Consider the following 20,382-nt stretch of genomic DNA (forward strand, 5'->3'; position numbering starts at 1 on the left):
CAGCCTATACCGAGAGAGCTTTTTTACAACATTCCCGACTTTTCAAACATCCTCTAAGGGATTATCGAGGCGAGATTGTGCATGGTGGCAGGAATGAAGTACTTGAACTTGTTGTGCTAATTGTCGATAGTTCTTGTAAGTGGCTTGACTGCTGCCAATTAATCTGTTTTCTGGTGGAATGTTGTACATTTTGGCGAGTTGTTCGCCTTCAAATCTGGCACAGGGAAGGTTATCTTCAGCATCTTCCACAGTTCCATATTGTAGAGATATTTCATTAAATTTCCCTACATTGTCGCGTTGTTGACAAAATTCCAAAATTTGGCAGCTTGGGGTATAACGAATGATAAATTTATCTCCTAAATATTCCTGATATTCTCCTGTAGGCAAAGCGGCAAACGGAATCTGATGTAGTAATAGGTGAGGTACTAAAATTAACTCTTCTATTCCTTCAAGATGTTGGTAAATGAGTTCAGATATTTGCAGGCGTTCAGCTAATTCGCGGAGAATACTATTAATTTGAGTTTCCCATTTTTGGGAATCATTCATATAAGGCAATAACCAATTCTGGCTAATCCAGCCTTGCAACGTATTTAAGCCTTGTCCTGTGCAGGTGTGGAGAGTAATTTGGTTTTGCTGCACGGCAAAAATATGGGTGTCGCTGTTGGTAGTGTAGAAACTGAGGATAGCTGTATTGGATTGGTCAATTAGCTTTTGAATTTCTGACAAGCTGAGGGGGTTAACTTGAATTTCGCCAGCTAATACAGGATCTTCGCGTCTGAGATTTTCCCAAACTTGTTGTTTTTGGGTTTCTAAAGATGCGATCGCTTCATTATAAGCTTCCCAAGCAGCGCGTGTTTCACTACGGCTATTTTCAGATTTATGGCTTTGGCGTTCTTGGTCGATTTGCCATTGCAGTGCTTCATACTGCTGCAATAATTCTTGGACTTTTGGGGGAATTACTTCACCTTGAGAGAGATTGTAGCTTGCCATTAAGTCTACAAGAAGTTTGGAACGCGATCGCTCTGAGTATTCAAAGGCTTTTTCTATTTGTCCAGCATTGATGCAGGCTTGCACCATGTTTTGATAAACATCAATGGATTCTTCTATAATTTCTTGACGGCGGGATTCAGAAGTTACCCAATTACGGCTAGTTTCTACTGCGTCAATAGCTGCTTCATAGCCTTGGATAGCTTTATCCCAATTATCATTGGAGAAAGCTGTGTTACCCAAGTTACGTCCTGTTATAAAGCAATCAAGCGGAAATATGTTGTGTTGATAGACGGTTAAGGCTAACTGGAAAGATTCAATTGCTTTCGTAAAATATCCATGCAAGTTATAAACATGACCAATATTACTATGAGTTAATGCCCAGTCTTCCGGGAAAGCTTCTTGAGTACGAATTTGTAAAGCAAATTGAAAAGCAGTGATAGCCAGTTCTAAGTCGTTTGTGTAATCTTCTTTAAAATGCTCACCATAGCAAATTCCCAAATTCATTTGTGTCATAGCCCAGTTTATAGGATAAAATTCTTTGGTAAAAATTTGTAAGCTTTTTTGTAGAGAAATAATAGCTAAATCCAAATTTTCTGATCTAGTACCACAAATTCTATCCAAATAAGTAATACCTAAGTTATTTTGAGTTCTTGCCCATTCGTTAGGAAAGGCTTCTTTAGTAAAAATTTGGTAAGCTTCTTCAAAAGCAAATATAGCCAATTCTATATTTTGCTCTTTGTCTTTTTGAATATGTTCTAAGTAAGCAAGCCCCAAATTGTTTTTTACATCAGCCCATCCTTGAGGATAATCTGTCTGGCTAAAAACTTTTGCTGCTGCTTGATAACAGGCAATCGCTAATCCTATATTTTCTGCTTTGTCTCCTTTAATACGATAGCGATAGCTATTTCCTAAATTATTTTGGGTTTCAGCCCACTCCTGTGGAAAAGCTTCTTTAGTAAAAACTTGTAAAGCAGATTTGCAGGCGGCTATAGCTAATTCTAGATTCTCTACTTTGTTCCCTCGGATTCGGTCACGGTAAGCAACTGCTAGATTATTTTGAATAGTAGCCCATTTTTGAACAAATGCTTTTTCGGTAATGATTTCTAAAGCTTCTTGCAAAACAGTTATAGCCATTTCCAGATTCTCAGCTTTGTCTCCTTGGATACGCTTGATATAGGCACCAGCTAAACTGTTTTGGGTCATAGCCCATTCTGTAGGGAAGTCTTGTTTATTAAAGACTTGCAAAGCTTCTTGCAAAGCAGTAATAGCAATTTCTATATTTTCGGCTTTATATCCTCGGATACGCTGTATATAGGCAGCGGCTAAACTGTTTTGAGTCATAGCACATTCTTGGGAAAAGGCTTCTGGAGTAAAGACAGTTTGAGCTACCTCATAGCCAGCAATGGCAATTTCTATATTTGATGCTTTACTTCCTAAAGGAAACTCAGCGATCAGGTTACTGAAATTAAAAATGTCAGTTGCTAAGATTTCTGCTGAAATTGGGTTTTCTTCTATTAACATATCTATAGCCCAAGCCTTCAACCAGCAAGAAAATTTATCATCAATTTTATCTAGGTTAGCTTGCAAAAATGGGTAAACCACTTGTGGATCAGCATGACTACTACTAACTGCTTGTAACAGCATTAGAATAAGTTCCACATAATTTTCTGCTGACGATGGCTTACCTATAGTAGCGGAAATTGTAACAGCAACCCTACGTATGAAAGTGGCATTTTCTTCGTCTCCCTGCTCCGCTAGTGTTACAGCTACCTGCTTCATTGTCTCTACCAAACCAGCATCTATCAGGTTTTTATGAACCTCTAAAATTCCCGGTTCTTGTCCCTTAGAAGATTGGACAAGTTCATGTATTAACTTTAAATAAGCATTAAGGCGTTTTTCTTCTATCACCAATAAATTCCTGTTTATGAGCTTAGTTTATAAATTTATTTATACCGCTCAAAAAATTCCTTTAACTTCTCTAGCAATTCTTCAGCTAAATCCAACAACTCAATTTCATCAACTTCATCACTACTTCCACGATTACTTTCTCCACACGCCACATTAGCAGCCAAAACATTTTTGACAGCAAAAATCCTATCTTCTTCAGATAGACTCAAACATTTTTCCAACTCTACAGCAACTTCTTGGATTGTCCTTGAACCTAAACGCGCTCTTACATTCACAGCTACCAAATCGCCACTTTCAAGTAGTTTTACCAAAGCTGTTCTCAGTCCATCACCCTCACCAGAAAACTTCTCAACGGCGACACGCACATATTCCCGGACGCTCATGTTTGCCGCCAATGCTTTTTGGAAAACTACATCTGGTACATCTACCAGCAACACACCTTCATTATCACTAGCTTGATATAAGTCATCCCCTTGTTTGACGGCTACCAGCAAATCTGCACCCAAAGTATGTAAATAGTGCAACACCGATTCCAATTCATGTTCCTTTAACGCCGACTCCAACTTGGACACAGCTGCCTGCTTTACTCCCAGTTTTTGGGCTAACTGTGCCTGAGTCAATCCTGCTTTATTACGTATTTCCCGCATAGCATCAGTAAGATATAGGCGCAGATACTCTAACTTTCCCGCCAAAATCACTTCTGGTTCGTCGCTTACCTTCTGCTGCAACCAAGCTTGAAAATTAGGTCTTTTCATCAATTTTCCCTCTGCTGCAATTCACGTAATCTTACTCTTGCAGGCTCTTTGTCTCTATCTTTAATAGCGTTGTCGTATTTCTTCATAAAGGCGTGCAGCACTACAAATCGCTGAGGAGTCGCAGCCGTTAAAATAAACCTTGGATTATGTTCGCTCTTGGTCATACGTAACTCATACAGGTCATCTTCGAGTTTCTCAAAGATTCCACTGGTGAGTGATGCGAGTCCTTTGTTACACAGATAGCCAAGGTTAACTTGCAAACGCCTGGTTTCGGAAAGACTTAGTAATGGCTTTGGTGGATTTTCTGGTTGCTCCTGTTCAGGAATCATCCTAATGAAAAAAGCAAGCAAATCTTTGGGGATTTCCCCATTGACATCTTGATAAAGTTCCCAAGTCCAATTCACTTCCTACCTCAAAGTATAGTATTCCTTATAAAGAATATCAACTATATTATTCTTTATAAGGAATATCGCATAAATTATGGGAGTGCAACTAAAATGTCCCATTTCCACCCAGGCTAAAATAGGTAAATCCCTAACAGAGATGATTTATGAACCAGCCGATATCTGAGAGAGTGCGCTGGACTACTGCCGATTTAGAATTGTTTCCAGATAACGGGAATCGCTATGAAATTATTGACGGAGACTTGTTTGTGACTAGAGCGCCCCACTGGAATCATCAAAAAACGTGTGTCAGAATTATTACTCCATTGCATATTTGGTCACAAACTACTGGTCTGGGAGAAGTTGTGGCTGCTCCAGGAATAATTTTTGGCGATAATGATAATGTTATTCCCGATGTTGTCTGGGCTAGCAACGAGAGATTGCCTTTACTTTTAGATGAAGCGGGGCATTTGACTGGTGCGCCAGAACTAGTTGTAGAGGTGCTATCTGCTGGTAGTGAAAACGAAAAGCGGGACAGAGAACTAAAACTTAAGCTCTACTCATCACGAGGAGTCAGAGAATATTGGATTGTAGATTGGCGCAAGCAACAGGTGGAAGTATATCGACGCGAACAAGCGAGTTTAAAATTAGTTGCTACGTTATTCAATGGTGATGAATTGAGTTCACCCATATTACCTGATTTTACTTGTGCGATCGCTCAATTATTCACCTAACACAAATTACGAATTACGAATTACGAATTACGAATTAGTTAACTGTGCTGTAAAAACTCAACTTTGGGCAGTAACGGATCAGTCACAATACCCACACCGCTAAAACCCCAACGTTTGAGCAAGTTTCCTAACTGTGTACGCGCAATAGATTCCACAGCAAAGCGATTTGCGACTTCTGCTGCATGGGTATTGAGATAACTTAGGGCATCAAAGTTTTCCTGAAACAGCAATAAGTAACCTGATTTTTCGGCATCAGGACGAGCAATGAGATAATTACCGTCAGTTTTTGAACGCACCAAGTAATAGACTTCAGAAAGCATGGATATTCGGATTTTCAGTCAAGGCTATCACAATTGTAGAAAACGCTTTGGCTTACTTTATCACTTAATTGTTGGGATTTATAATTATGACCTTCACAAAGCTAGTTAACCTGAAGTTTTTTAGGACTACAAATGTAACACATTTTTGCAAGAGGTTTAATGAAGCGATCGCTAACCTTAGCAAATAAATGAAAAAACTAGAGGAATATCGCACAGCTTTACTTTCCGAATATCCCTCATTGCTCCAGCATCAACAATGTAAAATATTTATCAAATTATCCAAATTTACCACTGACGTAATCTCGCGTGTCTTCCTGCTGAGGATTGTTGAAAATATTCTCTGTATAGTTGTATTCGACAAGATATCCCATTTTGCTGCCCGTTTCTGTCGCCTGAGCATTGAAAAAGGCTGTCATATCCGACACCCGCGCGGCTTGTTGCATATTGTGGGTGACGATAATAATGGTATATTGCGACTTCAGTTCTTGGAGTAATTCTTCAACCCGCAAAGTTGAAATTGGATCAAGAGCGGAGCAAGGTTCATCCATTAACAAAACTTCTGGCTGAATTGCGAGAGCGCGAGCAATGCACAAGCGCTGCTGTTGACCACCAGATATAGATAGACCACTCTGCTTTAGTTTATGCTTGACTTCATCCCATAATGCAGCTTGCCGCAAACTCCGTTCTACCAATTCATCCATATCACCTTTATAACCATTAATCCTGGCTCCAAAAGCGATATTTTCATAAATTGACTTGGGAAAGGGGTTAGGCTTCTGAAAAACCATACCAACCCGACGGCGTAATTCTACCGTGTCAATTCTTTTGTCATAAATATCGGTTTCACCGAAGGTGATTCTTCCCTGAATATGTGCGCCAGGAATCAAGTCATTTAAACGGTTAAAACATCTTAGTACAGTGCTTTTACCACATCCAGAAGGGCCAATAAAAGCTGTAATTTTGTTTTTGCCGATGTTTAGGTTAACATCACGAACTGCTTTGAAATTACCATAGAAAACAGATAATTGCTCGGCTTGTAAAATGCTCTCGGAAGTAGCGGTTCTTGAACTTGATACCATACAAAAATTTCAGATAAATCCTGAAAATCTACATTTATAATGAGGTTGATTTCTTTAGCGTGACTGCTGAAATTTATTGCGTAAAAATATTGCTGTTGAATTCATCAACAGCAGCACGAGCATCAAAACAATAATGCCAGCAGCAGCATTTTGGTGAAACTCTACTTGAGGACGAGAAACCCAATCAAAAATTTGAATTGGTAGTGCTGTAAAAGAACTTTGCAAACCTTGTGGAGAAAGCTGGGGTAAGAAAGTAATGAAGCCAACAGCCCCAATTACAATCAACGGAGCCGTCTCACCAATTGCTCGTGAGAGTGCGAGAATTGTACCGGTCAGGATTCCTGGTAAAGCAATAGGAAAAATTTGTTCTCGGATGATTTGCCACCTATTAGCACCAAGGGCAAAACCTGCTTGCCGTAAACTATCGGGAACAGCACGTAGCGCTTCACGAGTAGTAATGATGATAATTGGTAGAATCAACAAACTCAAAGTTAAAGCACCAGCTAACACCGTGCGTCCCCTGGTGATTGGTTCCATCACCCGCACAAAAACTTGCAAGCCCAACAGCCCGTAAATAATAGATGGGACTGCGGCTAAATTTGCAATATTGATTTCAATTAACCGAGTAAACCAGTTGTCCGTTGCATACTCTTCTAAGAAAATTCCTGCGCCTACTCCTAAGGGAAAGGAAATTAAAGCAGTGATTACCAACAGCCAAATACTGCCAACTAAGGGAGCCAATACTCCAGAAGAGGAGGCACGGCGAGAGGAAAAACTAGTAAGAAAAGACCAATTCAAGCGGCCAACACCGTCAGTTAAGACATCTATGAGCAAAATAGCTAACACTACTAATGCGAAGAAAGTCGCACTCCAAGTAGCGATCGCAAAAATTTTGTCGAGATTGTAGCGCTTATTGATCGAGAGATCAAAATTCTTATTTTCCCCAGAGTCAGACAAATTTGTAAACGGAGTATTGCTCTTTGTCATTCGTATTTCTCCCGGAAGCGACGAACAAACCAGTAACTAAAAATATTCAGGGCTAAGGTAATGAGAAACAAAGTCATACCCACCGCAAAAATAGTTTTATAGGCCAGTGAACCTGCTGGTGTGTCTCCTTTGCTTACTTGAACAATGTATGCTGTCATTGTCTGAATTGGTACTAGCGGATTTAAACCCAACTGAGGATTTTGACCAGCCGCAATGGTAACAATCATTGTTTCACCAATAGCGCGGGAAATAGCCAAGATGAAAGAAGCTACTATCCCCGATAAAGCCGCTGGTAGCACTACTGAAATAATGGTTTCCCGCTTAGTTGATCCCAATGCATAAGCACCTTCTCGCAAACTACGCGGAACGGAATAAAGAGCGTCTTCACTCAAAGAAGCTACCAAAGGAATAATCGAAATTCCCAGTACTATACCTGCACTCAAAGCATTGAATCCCTGCATCCCTGGGATAAATGATTGGAGGAAGGGTGTAACTGTGAACAGTGCAAAGTAACCAAACACGACGGTGGGTACCCCTGCCAATATTTCGAGGGCAGGCTTTAGCCATTTGCGAAGTTTCGCTGGAGCATATTCACTTAAGCAGATAGCAGCTAACAATCCTAGCGGTAATGCTACTGCGATCGCAATTACAGATATAAGCAATGTGGCGCTAATTAGCACCATGATTCCAAACTGCTTATTAGTAAACAGCGGCGTCCATTGTGTGTCTGTTAAAAACTGCCAAATCGAAACTTCTTGAAAAAATTCAACAGTCTCAAAAATCAGCGTTAAGACAATGCCAATTGTGGTTACAACCGAGACAAAAGCAAACAAGGCGAACAGCGCTCTGACGCCAGTTTCTACCCGTTTACTCAAAGCCCGATTGGGCTGCCATAAGTTGGAATTACTTGGTTGATTAGATAACGGGTTGGAAGTCATTTACGGACAACCTCATAAATTAAAACTCCTTTTGTATTTATGGACACACTACCATTCTATGAGAACTGCCCTCAAGCTGGAAATAAAGCTTACTCTTAAGACCGTAAGCCTTAAAGAAACTCAGTATAAAGAGGTTTTTTTGACAAGCTACTACTTCCAGCTACTAGGGCTGAGTGCAAACTGTGCAGATAAACTCACATTCTCAAAAAAGTAATTAGTAGATAACTCTTACTTTTCTTGCTTAAGAAGGTCTTTCAGAGTAACGCCCACTTGAGAACCTTTACCCTCAAAAATTGAACCTACTTTCCCACTATTGAAGCGTCCCTGAACTTCAGTGAGTAGATCGCTAGGTAAAGGCACATAACCCACTTCTGTAACTAGCTTTTGGTTGGCTGGAGCATAATTGAAATCAACAAAAGCCTTGACTTCAGGACGCGTTGCCGCAGTTTTCTTAACGTAGATAAACTCTGGACGAGAAAGCGGTTGGTAAGTACCATCGCCGATGGTTTGTGGACTCGGCTGAACACAGCCCTTACCACCATCAATGCCAACCAGCTTTAACTTCTCTTTGTTGTTCTCATAATAGGCATATCCAAAGAAGGCTATACCACCTTGGTCTGCACTCACGCCCTGTACCAGGGTGTTGTCATCTTCACTAGCAGTGAAATCTCCTCGGCTTTCCCCTTCCTTGCCCACAACTGCTTGAGTGAAATAGTCGTAAGTACCAGAGTCAGTACCAGGGCCGTATAAACCTATTTTCTGAGCAGGGAATTTAGGATTAATTTGGTTCCATTGGGTAACTTTGCCTTGTGCCCCAGGTTCCCACATTTTCTTTAGTTCATCAACTTTGAGGCAACTTGCAAAGTTGTTTTGGGGGTTAACCACTACAGAAAGACCATCGTAAGCAATTGGCAATTCAATGTACTCAATATTACCTTTCTTACAGAGTTCCACTTCTTCCGGCTTAATGGGACGGGAAGCATTAGAAATATCAGTTTCACCCGCACAGAATTTCTTGAAGCCGCCACCCGTACCAGAGGAAGCCACAGTGACTTGCACTCCAGGATTAGCCTTTTGAAACTCTTCTGCCATCGCTTCAGAAATAGGATAGACGGTACTAGAACCATCAATCTGGACTTTTCCAGATAAATTTGATCCAGCTGCTGTATTGGTGGCTGGGGTAGCACCGCCATCAGCTGGACTAGAGTTGTTAGAAGCTTGATTGTTATCGCCGCAAGAGCCAATACCAATTGCTAGAGCAACTAGGGGAGCAACCAACCGCACCTTTGAAGAGAACATAAGGATCTTTATAGAATGATGCTATGGATTAACAGTATGAACATTAGCACTCAAGAGTAAGAGGAAGGTTAAGAAACGGTTAAGCAAATGCTAATACATACTTATAATTTCTCAAATTTAAAGTTACTAAAAGCACACACTAAAAAGCATAATATTTGATGGATTGATGCAAATTATACCATTAATGATTACTAGCTAGATAAAGTAAAACATAAATAATTTGGGTACGTTTTAAATATTTTTTTGAATCCGCACATTTTTAAATGAATTTACTATACAAATTAGCAATCAATTATCAATCAAGAAGCAGCTTTAATGTAGGATATTCCATAGTGAAATAGGAACCCAGACCTGTCCTTTTGGTTCTGTGTACTCCTACTCTTAAGCAAGCTATAGAACTCCTATTTGATTTTTGAAAAAACTTAGTACACATCCAATATGGCTCACTTAAAGGGAAAAGGTTTTAAATATATCCTTGACCCCTTTACCCTTTAACTTTTTCCCAGACCACAAGGAAAGTCAAGAGTGTACACATCTATTCCCTTCTTTCTGTTCCCTATTCACTATTCCCTGTTCCCTCTCTACGCAAATAGGTTCAGGAATCAAATCTGATTCCTATAGCAGTATAGGCATAGCTAAGGTGGGAGAGTTTATATATTAATGTTTATACTGGTTGCTGTTGGTTTGCCCTTTTGCCTTTTCCTGGTTGCGTGATAAATGTTTGCTGCTTCCAATCAATTACTATGGTCTATGATTGGCTTACTCCTGACAATGGGTGGCACTTTTCTAGAAGCTTATGGCATCACCTTACCTTGGACTTGGAGTCAGCACGGAATTCAGACTTTTTCTTTAGGTGTCACTTTTCAAATTGGCGCAGTACTGTTGGTGGGCTGTTTAGGGGGCAAAAATGCCGGTGCGCTGTCGCAAATTGCCTACTTAGTCATGGGATTAACATTATTACCTGTATTTGCCGATGGCGGTGGTATTGGTTATATCAAGCTATCTCAGTTTGGTTATTTACTAGGCTTTATTCCTGGAGCTTGGATTTGTGGCTTAGTTGCCTTCAAAGCTAGACCTAGACTAGAAACTCTTGCCTTTAGTTGCGTCTGTGGCTTGTTAACTCTCCACCTATGCGGTATTACTTATTTGATTATTAGCTATTTTTTTCAGTGGAAAGGCACTGAAAATCTACCTTTGATGCAAGCAATCCTCAGATACTCCTGGTTTGCACTACCAGGTCAACTAACTGTCGTCTGTGCAGTTACTGTAATAGCATATGTACTGCGTCACTTAATGTTTTATTAGTTTATTGTCCTTCGTCCTTTGTCATTTGTCAAAAGCTCATGACTAATGACCAATGACCAATGACCAATGACCAACGATCAATGACTAATTAGCCATGCGTTTAAAAAATCGTCTTTTCTGGATCGCTGCCTTCATAGCTTTTTTCTTAGACCAAATCACAAAATACTGGGTGGTACAAACCTTTAGCTTGGGGCAGACACTACCACTCTTACCTGGGATATTTCACTTCACTTATGTCACTAACACTGGTGCCGCCTTTAGTTTATTAAGTGGGAAAGTAGAGTGGTTGCGCTGGCTATCTCTAGGAGTGAGTTTAGTATTGATAGCGTTGGCGTTGTTTGGCCCAACGTTAAATTTGTGGGATCAGTTGGGCTATGGCTTGATTTTAGGTGGAGCGATGGGCAACGGTATTGATCGTTTTGTTTTAGGCTACGTCGTTGATTTTCTTGATTTTCGCCTGATTAACTTTGCTGTGTTTAATGTAGCAGATTCATTTATTAGTATTGGTATTGTTTGCCTGTTAATTGCTTCGTTGCAAAAAACACCAACTTCAAATGGCAGATCGCATTAAACTATTAAGCCTGGGATTAATCATCCCAGGCTTGTTATTACTGAAACCTTTGGTCAGTCCTATATGCGAAGACTTGATCTGTATGGTTACAGCGATTTTTGTTTGTCATCTTACACCAGTTCGCATGACTGGTGGAAGAGTTTAAGAAAGATGCACCTGCGATCGCTGATGGCAAACTAGTATTCAGGTTATGCCTCAGCTTTTAATTTAATTACCTGTTGCAGGAGTATTGGGTGAACTAGAACCGGGAGTACTGGGAGAGAGACCTGGTTCGGTAGTGCTACCAGGAGCGCCTTCAGGAGGAGTGACACTTCCTGGTGCTGGAGTCAAGTTGCTAGGAGCGCCTTCAGGAGGAGTGACACTTCCTGGTGCTGGAGTCAAGTTACTAGGAGCGCCTTCAGGAGGAGTGACACTTCCTGGTGCTGGAGTCAAGTTACTAGGAGCGCCTTCAGGAGGAGTGACACTTCCTGGTGCTGGAGTCAAGTTACTAGGAGCGCCTTCAGGAGGAGTTACACCTTCTGGTGCTGGAGTCAAGTTGCTAGGAGCGCCTTCAGGAGGGGTTACACCTTCTGGTGTAGTTGTGCTATCAGGAGTGGTGGTATCTGATGGCGTGGTTTCTGCTGGTACTGTAGTGCTACCAGGAGCGCTAGGGGTTACTGCTGTGCCGCCGGCACATCGAGAGTTAAGGGGGAAATTCTGGCACAGAATTTTCATCCCTTCTGGCGACATCTTGATTTCCGTTGGTGCACTAGTGGATGAATCGCTACTGGATTGGGCTATGGGGGATTTACTGGATTCGGCTACAGCAATGTTAGCGGTGAGCGCCAAAGATAGAGCTGTACCAATCATGGTCAGAGATTTTCCCATCATTTTGAAATTAACCTCAACGGAACACTCGGCCCATTAAAACAGACAATGAGATTTAGAAAATCTTCCTAAATGAATATATTTAGGTTTGTTTCAGAATATGTGGATATGTAAAATTGGTAAAAATTAAATCTGTTATTTATTGGTAACTAGTGTTTAAAAATACAAAATAAAAAATTATGTTTGTAGTTATTGAACTAGTAATAGTAGATTAGATAAACCTTTGAGAATGGAGAAAAATTTGTGCCTCTGTACATAAGTGATGAAAATAACAAGTTAATCTTGAGTAAAAGCTGAGTTTAAAGTATAAATTAGCTCAAAAAGTTCCGTATAGCTAAATTATGCTTTAGCTTATGAGTAAAATGATGAAAGACTAACATCTAAAATTGTAATTCGCCTGATTCTTCACTAAAAACTGTGATGTGAATAGCCGATGAGTTCTCCCCAACCCCCTCACAAGCCACAAACGTTACTAGGTCAACTGACTCAAGCAGTACATACGATTCAAGCTAGGGTCGATTTTTCTAAATTGGCGCTCAAGCCTAATGCCAAAGTACCGGAACTCTGGGTGCAGGACGCGGGGGCGGATAAGGCAGAGGTATACCCACTCTTGGGCGATCGCTATATTCTCGGTCGTAGCTCCAAATCCAGTGATATTGTCATCCGTAACCCTGTTGTCAGCCAAATTCACCTGTCGCTATCGCGCAATTCTACTCAACACACACCAGTTTTCGTAATTAAAGACGAAAACTCCACCAACGGCATTTATCGTGGCAAGCGTCGTGTTAGTTCCCTAGAACTGCGTCACGGCGATATTCTCACCCTGGGGCCTCCAGAACTCGCCGCTTCTGTGCGGTTGCAATACGTAGATCCACCAGCCTGGTATGTCAAAGCTGCAAGTTGGACAGCTTATGGTGTCGGTGGTGTCAGTGCCCTGTTAGCATTAGTGATTGGCGTCGAATGGCTAAAATTTCAAGTTAAGCCCTTACCTACAGCGACACGCGCCCCAGTAGTTGTTTACGCCCGTGATGGAGCTACCCCGCTAAGAGAGCCTCGGACGATCTCTCATGTAGACATGAAGCGATTAGAGGAATTTGGCCCTTATTTGCCTGCTGCTGTAGTGGCTTCAGAGGATAGTCGTTATTACTGGCACTTTGGGGTTGACCCTCTAGGGATTTTACGAGCCGTGTTGATCAATAGTCGCAGCGGAGATGTGCAACAAGGAGCTAGTACTGTTACCCAGCAAGTTGCCCGCAGTTTGTTCCGCGAGTATGTAGGCAGACAGGATACCCTTGGACGCAAATTGCGAGAGGCAATTGTCGCCCTGAAGCTCGAAACGTTTTACAGCAAAGATGATATTTTGCTGATGTACTTAAATCGGGTTTTTTTGGGGGGAGATACTTCTGGCTTTGAAGATGCAGCCCGATATTACTTTGAAAAGTCGGCTAAAGAATTAACTTTGGCAGAAGCAGCAACATTGGTAGGAATTTTACCAGCCCCCAACGCTTTCGATTTTTGTGGGGATGGGCCAAATAAACTAGAAGCGGCGGAATACAGGAATCGCGTGATTAAGCGGTTGCTGGAGATGGGCAAAATTCAACCTGATGATGCAAACCGAGCCAGACGTTCCACCGTCCAAGTTAGTCCTAAAGTTTGTGAACAGCAAGCTAAAACGATCGCTCCTTATTTTTACAGTTACGTCTTCTCTGAGCTTGAATCAATCTTGGGGGAGGGAGCCGCAAGAGAAGGAAACTATATCATTGAAACCAAGCTCGATCCAGCGATACAGAGCCAAGCAGAAGCAGCGTTGAGTAATTCAGTGAATAACGCTGGTAGAAATTTTAATTTTTCTCAAGGGGCAGTAGTCACCCTTGACTCCAGTACAGGCAGTATCCTCGCAATGGTTGGCGGGACTGATTACAGAAAAAGTCAGTTCAATCGCGCTGTTCAAGCCAAAAGACAGCCAGGTTCCACCTTCAAAATATTTGCTTATACCGCCGCTATTCAACAGGGATTTTCAGAATCAAAAAGTTATTCTTGCGCTCCTTTAACTTGGCAAGGTTTTACTTATAAACCCTGTCGTGCGGGTGCTGGTGCTAGCTTAGATATTGCCACCGGGCTGGCGCTTTCAGAAAATCCCATCGCTCTGCGAGTTGCACGTGAAGTCGGGCTGGATAAAGTCGTGGCAATGGCGCAGCGTTTGGGGGTAAAATCAAACCTCGATCCCGTTCCTGGCTTGGTATTGGGTCAAAGCGTGGTCAATGTTTTGGAAATGACTGGTGCTTTTGGCGCTATTGGTAATCGCGGTGTATCAAATCCTCCCCATGCCATTAACAGAATTTTAGACAGTGGTGATTGCAGCGATCGCAATGATATCAAAACTTGCCGTGTGATCTACTCCTTTGACCAAGATCCAGATGCCAACAAACGAGTGCTGACAAATGGTGTAGCCGATGAAATGACTAGTTTGATGCGTGGTGTAGTTACAAGAGGTACTGGTCGTAGTGCCGCCATTGGATTAGGGGAAGCTGGTAAAACTGGCACGACTGATAAAAACGTTGACTTGTGGTTTATTGGTTTTATTCCTAGTCAGCGACTTGTAACTGGCGTTTGGCTGGGAAACGACAATAATTCTCCAACATCTGGTAGCAGCGCTCAAGCCGCTCAATTGTGGGGAAATTATATGCGGCGGATTGCAAGGTAATTGGGTATTGGGCATGGGGCATTGGGAATTGGGAACTATTGATCAATAAATGATCAATGGACTTTTGTGAGAAGACCTGATTTTGAGGACTTAGAAGTTTATCGACTCGCCAAAAAGTTAGCTAATGAAATTTGGCGTATTGTTAAAGGATGGGACAATTTCACTAAAGATACACTGGGCAAGCAAATTGTTCGGTCTGCTGATAGTATTTGTGCGAACATCGCAGAAGGCAGAGGTAGATATAGCGACCAAGACAATCGGCGTTTTGTCAAGATTGCGAGAGGGTCTTTGTATGAAACTATCAGCTGGTTGAGGTTAGCCTACGCCAGACAATTATTGACAAATGAACAGGTAAGCAAATTTAAACCAATCCTTGATGAACTGTTGCCCAAGCTTAATGCTTATCTAAAATCCATAGGGAATAGGGAATAGGAACTTAATTCTCTTCCCCATGCCCCATGCCCCATGCCCAATTACTGATATCCCTGCCAAGGAGTGACTTCAAGTTTACCGTTAGGCTTGAATATTACTTGGAAGTGGGCGAGAGGTTCTTTGTTATTGGGAGCAGCTACATTAGAACCATAGATATCGTTGAACATCTTGGGAAGGGGTGTTTCCCGAAAATAGTCAAAGGCGACTTGGTTAAGTGGTTCATAGTCAGCGATTACACCCTCTTTGTTGAGCGCTACCCGATATTTCAAATCTCGCGTAAAGGTGGGGGTACCACTCCAGGTTTGGCGAACTGTATTATAAAGTTTTTGATTTAAACCTTTAGTTATATTAGAGTCAGTAATTTTTGCACCTACTACCTCTGGTGTCCTAGCATATCCCCGCCAAGGACTAACTTGCAGCACACCTTGTGTAGTAAACACTATTCGGAATTGGGCGATCGGTTCATTAGAAATGGGAGCGCGGTTAGCAGGATTATAAAGTAAGTTAGGTAGAGGAGTTTGCCCGACCCCTTGATTTGCCTCTTTATTCACCGCTTTGTAACCAACGATCGCTCCATCCGCAGCTACACCCAGACGATAGATCAAATCCTGTTGCAATCCTGAGCGATTAGTCCAAGTTGGATGAATTTGGTTATATACTTGGCGATTCAATGCACGCAGCTGCGATGGATCAGTAATTTCCGAAACTGTATTTAAAAGTGCTTCTAAATCTTTAACTACTGGCTTTGCACTAGCTGTAGGTGTTGGTGTGGGCGTTGGAGCCGCAATAGGTGTTGCAGCAGCTGATGCTGGAGGAGTAATGCTCTGTGTTGTAGAGCTAGTTTGCTCATCTGTCTTAGGTTGCGGTGGACGTATCTGGGGAGGTGGAATCAAGTTAAATGCGATCGCTGCTACTGCTAAACTTGAGACTCCTACAGCAGCAGGAACAGCTTGCTTGATTAAGGCTTGACTAGCACCGCCATAGCGTCTGGTAACTGGTTGTAGTTCTAGGGATAGTTCTGGTAAAGTCTGGGTATCAGCAAAAAACTGATCCACTGCTTCCACTAAATCAAACAACTGCACCGTATTTAAATCTATTTCAATAGGCGGGCGTTTGGAATTATTAGACTGAGACTCGAACCCCTCTGGAGCACCTTCTGAATGGATGATTAACCTGTGTCGGTTGCTGTCAATTTTTTGAAACTCTACCAGTTCCGATTCCTGGTTATGTGCTTGGGGATTAGGTACGCTACTTAAAAATTCTTGGGCATAGCCACTAACAGCCCTCACCAAACTTTCAAAAAATTCTCGCCCTCCCGTTATCGGTTGGTTGTAACCAGATAAATAGCATTCTGCATTTACCAATATTGATAATTCTGGGCGCATTTCCTGGAAGTGTGCGGCCCTAGTGACATCACTTAACCCTTCTAAAAGCAGTGTACAATTAGGTAGACTGTACTTACGTTGAATATTCATTCCACTTCACCGTCAAAAAGACTAATCCAGAACCGCTGCATTCCAGCTGTACCAGTACAAAAGAGTAATTGTCCTAACAAATTGATTGCTAGCGCATCTAATTTTTCATCAGAAGTTAATGCTAAGACACCAGAACGCCGAGCATTCATCCGGCTCTTAAAATGCGCTCTAAACCTTTCTAGGTAATTAGATAGCCGCAAATTCTGTTCTAATGGAATCTGCTTTTCTTCCATTTGTTCACATATCATTAGTAACTGGCGAATGACAACAGTTAAACGCCGTGCTATGTAGCAAGCAATGACCACCAGAGCTTTTGCTTCCATAATAGTTAAGGGACGGCGCATGTGCGCCCTTCGTAGCGGGTTAGAGCTACGCATCCGCCATAAATTCACTCTGTCTTTAACAATTCCTTTAAGATCCAACTCTTGAGCAAAAGCCAGGATTGCTTCCGAACCACCAAGTTCTAAAGCTTCAATTGCCAGTAAAATCAGGTCAATTTGCAGCCTGGTTCTTCGAGGACAGGTTTTGGAAGCGATCGCAGGATCTGGTAAAGTATCCAGAATCATCGGCAGTGACTCTTGGGTTGAACTGTTGAACGGCGTTAAACTTGCGGAGACATTCATTCTATAAATACCTTGTGCGGTTCCAACAGATTAGGTAAAACAAATTTAAGATCGGTAGCCAAGACTTGAACACTAGATTTGTGGCATTAACATGACTACCTGATATATACATTAGTTAGCTCTTTCTACTCAAAGGTTTCCCTATATTGAAATCAAAATTTTAAAACATCAGTTAATTCACCTCATTTGTAAGTGCAATCCCTTTTCTAGCTTGGTTTAGATTCTAATTATCGTCAATAAAAGGCGAAGTTTCAGCCTCGACCCCCAGCGTATGACATTATAGTGTACGATTTTTCAGGTATCTGAAATTGGGGACTGAGAACTGGAGACTGGGGACTGGGGAATGCCATAGCTATGAATTTAAATTAATAACTCCTCACTCTTCACTCCTAACTTTCCCTAATCCCTACTCCCTACTCCCCATTTTATGGATTTAAAGTCTCTCGTTCGTGACATCCCAGATTTCCCAAAACCCGGAATTTTATTTCGGGATATTACTACGCTGCTTCGCGATCCAGAGGGATTGCGCTACACTATTGACTTTTTAACACAAAAATGCAACGAAGCTGGAATAACAGCAGATTATGTCATTGGTATGGAGTCGAGGGGATTCATTTTTGGTTCACCTCTGGCTTATAAATTAGGGGCTGGTTTTATCCCCGTCCGCAAAAAAGGTAAGTTACCAGCAGCCGTTCACTCAATTGAATATGAACTAGAGTATGGTACAGATTGCCTAGAAGTGCATCAAGACGCTTTACATCAAGGTAGCCGAGTTTTAATTGTGGATGATTTGATTGCCACAGGTGGAACTGCCAGTGCCACAGCAAAGTTGGTGCAGAAGATTGACTGCGAACTAGTAGGTTTTGGGTTTATTATCGAACTACGGGATTTAGAAGGGCGTAAATACCTACCAGACGTGCCGATTATCTCTGTAATTGAATATTAGTCATTAGTCATTGGTCATTAGTCATTAGTCAGTAGAAAACAACTGACTAATGACGAAGGACAAAGGACAAAGGACAAAGGACAAAAGACAAATGACATCTACGAGAATTTCCTTGGAGACAGGTCGAGATTGGCTAATCAGGCTAGTCACGAGCGACACTTTTATTTATGTGGTAAAGCGACTATTGCAAGCACTGCTAACTTTGTTGTTGGCGTCAGCGTTATCGTTTTTCATAATTCAACTCGCTCCCGGTGATTATGTAGATACGCTACGCCAAAATCCGAAGATATCTCCAGAAAGAATTGAGGAAATCAAGCGGCAGTTTGGTCTGGATAAGTCTTGGCTAGAGCAATTTTGGCTGTGGCTGTGGCGAATCTTGACAAAAGGAGACTTTGGCACGAGTTTTATTTATCAACGTTCAGTATCGTCGCTGCTGTGGGAACGAGTACCAGCTACTTTGCTATTAGCGATCGCATCTTTAATTGTCACATGGGCGATCGCCATCCCTTTAGGGATCTTTGCCGCTGTCAATCAAAATAAGCTAGCAGACCGCATTCTACAGGTGATCAGTTACGCTGGACAGGGCTTTCCCAGTTTCATCACAGCCTTAGCGTTGCTGGTTTTAGCCCAAATCACCTCGCCGCTATTCCCAGTAGGTAGTATGACTAGCATCAATCACTCGGAACTATCGTGGTTTGGCAGAATCTTAGATGTCGGCTGGCACATGATTTTACCCACAATCGCCCTCTCAATTACTAGTTTTGCTGGCTTACAACGCATCACTCGCGGCGAATTATTGGATGTGCTACGTCAAGATTACATCCAAACGGCTCGTGCCAAAGGTCTACCAGAAAACCGCGTTATCTACGTTCATGCACTCCGAAACGCCATAAATCCCTTGATTACCTTATTGGGTTTTGAATTAGCTGGTTTATTAAATGGTGCCTTTATTGCCGAATTTTTCTTCAACTGGCCCGGTTTAGGGAGATTAGCTTTACAGGCTTTACAAGCTCAAGATTTATATTTATTAATGGCAAGCTTAGTAATGGGTGCAGTACTGTTGATTGTTGGCAATTTAATCGCCGACTTGCTGCTCAAAGCAGCCGATCCACGCATTCGGCTAGAAAACCTCAATTAGCAGCAATTTTAAATTCAAAAATCAAGATGTATTAAGCGATTTCTAGGCTGCTGACTCCGAGATCATAAACACGATTAAGTGCTGCCAACTATCAACCAACAGTTAGGTAGTCAAACTGCAAATCAGGTTGAAGAACGTCTTCCTTCTTTAACCTGTCGCTAAATTTTAAATTGCAGTTTAACTGGTTACTTTACGAAGCCAAGATTTACTGCTTGAATTAGTTAATTTCAGAATTTTTTAAGCGGGCGGCGGGAATCGAACCCGCATTAATAGCTTGGAAGGCTATAGTTTTACCACTAAACTACGCCCGCGCATTTCCAACTCTATAAATGTAACACAGTTTTTGTAAAAATTCAAGCATTTAGTTGGAATTGGCTGGTTGGATTTTGATCCTGACATACAGATTGCTCAATTCTGGTTTTGTGCGATCGTTGTTATGAGCAGCAATAAAGTTTTCTGTTTTGAAAACTTCGCTGAGAACTTGCTCGTATGTGTTTTTTTCACTTTGCAGTGTTGCTGGTTCTATTTCTAGAACTACAGCCTGTTGAAAGTTGCCATTGTTATCAATGATTAAGCTAGCCAAGAGTTGTGCTGGTTCAAGTCCAGAATTGTGGACAAGAAAACTTGAGTCTAATTGTTTTGTATTGCTTCCCTTGTATAAAGCGATAACGTCGGGTAAAGCATCTTGTCGTAATCTTCCTGCTTTTATCAAGTTACTCACTTCATCTCTGAGTAAAGGAGCTACTATTGCTACCGACGCTCCCTGAGTTTGAGTACTTGCAGTTTCCCTAGTTGGAGTTGGCGGAGTTTCTCCTGTAGGAATAGGTGGAGTTTCCCTAGTTGGAGTTGGTGAAATTTCTCCTATGGGAGTAGGTGGAGTTTCCCTAATTGGAGTTGGTGAAGTTTCTCCTATGGGAGTACGTGGAGT

At 41.8% G+C, this 20,382-nt stretch carries 18 protein-coding genes, 1 tRNA gene and 1 pseudogene; 7 read left to right on the forward strand and 13 right to left on the reverse strand.

All coding sequences use genetic code 11. The annotated features are described in order from the left end of the window. Window positions 1-42: 42 nt before the first annotated feature. From ABF638_RS29965 to ABF638_RS29975, 3 genes are read right to left on the reverse strand one after another with little or no spacing between them, the layout of a single operon-like run. Complete coding sequence (locus ABF638_RS29965) at window positions 43-2,898, reverse strand: CHAT domain-containing protein (protein WP_435026509.1); 2,856 nt, start codon at window positions 2,896-2,898, stop codon at window positions 43-45. Window positions 2,899-2,933: 35 nt separating this feature from the next. Further along, window positions 2,934-3,653 (reverse strand): helix-turn-helix domain-containing protein, encoded by a 720-nt coding sequence (locus ABF638_RS29970; protein WP_435026510.1) that lies wholly within the window; start codon window positions 3,651-3,653, stop codon window positions 2,934-2,936. Further along, window positions 3,653-4,057 (reverse strand): type II toxin-antitoxin system RelE/ParE family toxin, encoded by a 405-nt coding sequence (locus tag ABF638_RS29975; RefSeq protein WP_435026512.1) that lies wholly within the window; start codon window positions 4,055-4,057, stop codon window positions 3,653-3,655. Before ABF638_RS29975 ends, ABF638_RS29970 begins: the two co-directional genes overlap by 1 nt. 146 nt (window positions 4,058-4,203) lie before the next feature. Between ABF638_RS29975 and ABF638_RS29980 the strand changes: the two genes are divergently transcribed. Next, window positions 4,204-4,770 (forward strand): Uma2 family endonuclease, encoded by a 567-nt coding sequence (locus ABF638_RS29980; protein WP_435026514.1) that lies wholly within the window; start codon window positions 4,204-4,206, stop codon window positions 4,768-4,770. Window positions 4,771-4,808: 38 nt separating this feature from the next. Here the strand turns inward: ABF638_RS29980 and ABF638_RS29985 are convergent, their stop codons facing one another. The 5 genes from ABF638_RS29985 to ABF638_RS30005 form a co-directional block, all read right to left on the reverse strand. Next, complete coding sequence (locus tag ABF638_RS29985; RefSeq protein ID WP_435026516.1) at window positions 4,809-5,090, reverse strand: hypothetical protein; 282 nt, start codon at window positions 5,088-5,090, stop codon at window positions 4,809-4,811. 275 nt (window positions 5,091-5,365) lie between these two features. Beyond that, a complete protein-coding gene (gene pstB, locus ABF638_RS29990) occupies window positions 5,366-6,169 on the reverse strand; it encodes a phosphate ABC transporter ATP-binding protein PstB (protein ID WP_435026517.1) in 804 nt (267 codons plus the stop codon). A gap of 54 nt (window positions 6,170-6,223) precedes the next feature. Further along, on the reverse strand, window positions 6,224-7,156 hold the full coding sequence (gene pstA / locus ABF638_RS29995) for a phosphate ABC transporter permease PstA (protein ID WP_435026518.1): 933 nt from the start codon (window positions 7,154-7,156) through the stop codon (window positions 6,224-6,226). Further along, entirely contained in the window at window positions 7,153-8,094 is a 942-nt protein-coding gene (gene pstC, locus ABF638_RS30000; protein ID WP_435026519.1) for a phosphate ABC transporter permease subunit PstC, read from the reverse strand. Before pstC ends, pstA begins: the two co-directional genes overlap by 4 nt. Window positions 8,095-8,322: 228 nt before the next feature. After that, a complete protein-coding gene (locus ABF638_RS30005; protein ID WP_435026520.1) occupies window positions 8,323-9,393 on the reverse strand; it encodes a PstS family phosphate ABC transporter substrate-binding protein in 1,071 nt (356 codons plus the stop codon). Window positions 9,394-10,110: 717 nt separating this feature from the next. Between ABF638_RS30005 and ABF638_RS30010 the strand changes: the two genes are divergently transcribed. Both ABF638_RS30010 and lspA read left to right on the forward strand, forming a co-directional pair. Beyond that, complete coding sequence (locus ABF638_RS30010; RefSeq protein WP_181932462.1) at window positions 10,111-10,698, forward strand: biotin transporter BioY; 588 nt, start codon at window positions 10,111-10,113, stop codon at window positions 10,696-10,698. 94 nt (window positions 10,699-10,792) lie between these two features. Continuing rightward, a complete protein-coding gene (gene lspA, locus ABF638_RS30015; RefSeq protein WP_181932463.1) occupies window positions 10,793-11,269 on the forward strand; it encodes a signal peptidase II in 477 nt (158 codons plus the stop codon). 207 nt (window positions 11,270-11,476) lie between these two features. Here lspA and ABF638_RS30020 read toward each other — a convergent pair whose 3' ends face one another. Then, window positions 11,477-12,139, reverse strand: coding sequence for a hypothetical protein (locus tag ABF638_RS30020; RefSeq protein ID WP_435026521.1), 663 nt, complete (start codon window positions 12,137-12,139; stop codon window positions 11,477-11,479). A 430-nt stretch (window positions 12,140-12,569) separates the two neighbouring features. Here ABF638_RS30020 and ABF638_RS30025 point away from each other — a divergent pair, with 430 nt between their 5' ends. Both ABF638_RS30025 and ABF638_RS30030 read left to right on the forward strand, forming a co-directional pair. Continuing rightward, the gene (locus tag ABF638_RS30025; protein ID WP_435026522.1) at window positions 12,570-14,840 is read left to right on the forward strand and encodes a transglycosylase domain-containing protein; all 2,271 of its coding nucleotides are present in this window, start codon (window positions 12,570-12,572) and stop codon (window positions 14,838-14,840) included. Between the two features lie 66 nt (window positions 14,841-14,906). After that, entirely contained in the window at window positions 14,907-15,272 is a 366-nt protein-coding gene (locus ABF638_RS30030) for a four helix bundle protein (protein WP_435026523.1), read from the forward strand. A gap of 41 nt (window positions 15,273-15,313) precedes the next feature. Here ABF638_RS30030 and ABF638_RS30035 read toward each other — a convergent pair whose 3' ends face one another. Continuing rightward, on the reverse strand, window positions 15,314-16,747 hold the full coding sequence (locus tag ABF638_RS30035) for a DUF4335 domain-containing protein (RefSeq protein WP_435026524.1): 1,434 nt from the start codon (window positions 16,745-16,747) through the stop codon (window positions 15,314-15,316). Then, window positions 16,744-17,370, reverse strand: coding sequence for a DUF3038 domain-containing protein (locus ABF638_RS30040; RefSeq protein WP_069071111.1), 627 nt, complete (start codon window positions 17,368-17,370; stop codon window positions 16,744-16,746). The genes ABF638_RS30035 and ABF638_RS30040 overlap by 4 nt, the downstream gene beginning before the upstream one ends. A 427-nt stretch (window positions 17,371-17,797) precedes the next feature. Here ABF638_RS30040 and ABF638_RS30045 point away from each other — a divergent pair, with 427 nt between their 5' ends. Both ABF638_RS30045 and ABF638_RS30050 read left to right on the forward strand, forming a co-directional pair. Then, window positions 17,798-18,316: an adenine phosphoribosyltransferase gene (locus ABF638_RS30045; protein WP_181932468.1), complete on the forward strand. Its 519-nt coding sequence runs from the start codon at window positions 17,798-17,800 to the stop codon at window positions 18,314-18,316. 91 nt (window positions 18,317-18,407) lie between these two features. After that, a complete protein-coding gene (locus ABF638_RS30050; RefSeq protein ID WP_181932469.1) occupies window positions 18,408-19,454 on the forward strand; it encodes an ABC transporter permease in 1,047 nt (348 codons plus the stop codon). A gap of 240 nt (window positions 19,455-19,694) precedes the next feature. Here ABF638_RS30050 and ABF638_RS30055 read toward each other — a convergent pair. Further along, window positions 19,695-19,765: transfer RNA gene (locus ABF638_RS30055), tRNA-Gly, on the reverse strand. 50 nt (window positions 19,766-19,815) lie between these two features. Further along, window positions 19,816-20,382 (reverse strand): annotated as a pseudogene (locus ABF638_RS30060) (hypothetical protein); the annotation flags it as partial.

The sequence above is a fragment of the Nostoc sp. CALU 1950 genome (assembly GCF_051172895.1).
Lineage (GTDB): Bacteria > Cyanobacteriota > Cyanobacteriia > Cyanobacteriales > Nostocaceae > Nostoc > Nostoc edaphicum_A.

Coding starts and splice junctions, on each gene's coding strand:
- ABF638_RS29970 (WP_435026510.1), bottom strand. CDS start 3,653: ATGAAAAGACCTAATTTTCAAGCTTGGTTGCAGCAGAAGGTAAGCGAC.
- ABF638_RS29980 (WP_435026514.1), top strand. CDS start 4,204: ATGAACCAGCCGATATCTGAGAGAGTGCGCTGGACTACTGCCGATTTA.
- ABF638_RS29985 (WP_435026516.1), bottom strand. CDS start 5,090: ATGCTTTCTGAAGTCTATTACTTGGTGCGTTCAAAAACTGACGGTAAT.
- pstB (WP_435026517.1), bottom strand. CDS start 6,169: ATGGTATCAAGTTCAAGAACCGCTACTTCCGAGAGCATTTTACAAGCC.
- pstA (WP_435026518.1), bottom strand. CDS start 7,156: ATGACAAAGAGCAATACTCCGTTTACAAATTTGTCTGACTCTGGGGAA.
- pstC (WP_435026519.1), bottom strand. CDS start 8,094: ATGACTTCCAACCCGTTATCTAATCAACCAAGTAATTCCAACTTATGG.
- ABF638_RS30005 (WP_435026520.1), bottom strand. CDS start 9,393: ATGTTCTCTTCAAAGGTGCGGTTGGTTGCTCCCCTAGTTGCTCTAGCA.
- ABF638_RS30010 (WP_181932462.1), top strand. CDS start 10,111: ATGTTTGCTGCTTCCAATCAATTACTATGGTCTATGATTGGCTTACTC.
- lspA (WP_181932463.1), top strand. CDS start 10,793: ATGCGTTTAAAAAATCGTCTTTTCTGGATCGCTGCCTTCATAGCTTTT.
- ABF638_RS30020 (WP_435026521.1), bottom strand. CDS start 12,139: ATGATGGGAAAATCTCTGACCATGATTGGTACAGCTCTATCTTTGGCG.
- ABF638_RS30025 (WP_435026522.1), top strand. CDS start 12,570: ATGAGTTCTCCCCAACCCCCTCACAAGCCACAAACGTTACTAGGTCAA.
- ABF638_RS30035 (WP_435026524.1), bottom strand. CDS start 16,747: ATGAATATTCAACGTAAGTACAGTCTACCTAATTGTACACTGCTTTTA.
- ABF638_RS30040 (WP_069071111.1), bottom strand. CDS start 17,370: ATGAATGTCTCCGCAAGTTTAACGCCGTTCAACAGTTCAACCCAAGAG.
- ABF638_RS30045 (WP_181932468.1), top strand. CDS start 17,798: ATGGATTTAAAGTCTCTCGTTCGTGACATCCCAGATTTCCCAAAACCC.
- ABF638_RS30050 (WP_181932469.1), top strand. CDS start 18,408: ATGACATCTACGAGAATTTCCTTGGAGACAGGTCGAGATTGGCTAATC.